Below are 250 nucleotides of genomic sequence, written 5' to 3' on the forward strand. Positions count from 1 at the left end.
GTTTTTTCATCATGGTGCTTTGCCACTGCCGGATGATGTACGTAGAGTTCACCGTTTCTCAGACCATGGAACACTTTCTGGGATGTCATCAACGGGCGCTGGAGTACTTTGGTGGTGTACCGACTAAAATCATGGTGGATAATCTCAAGTCGGCAGTGCTGCAGAGAATCACTGGTCAAGATCCTGTTTTTAATCCAAAGTTTCTGGATTTTTCCAACCACTATGGCTTCCAGATTATCCCTTGTGGCGT

General features: G+C 46.0%; 1 pseudogene. It reads left to right on the top strand.

Going from position 1 to position 250, the window contains the following annotated elements:
- Nucleotides 1-250 (top strand): annotated as a pseudogene (locus FCL47_RS25785) (DDE-type integrase/transposase/recombinase); the annotation flags it as partial.

Source organism: Desulfopila sp. IMCC35006 (genome assembly GCF_005116645.1).
Classification (GTDB): domain Bacteria; phylum Desulfobacterota; class Desulfobulbia; order Desulfobulbales; family Desulfocapsaceae; genus Desulforhopalus_A.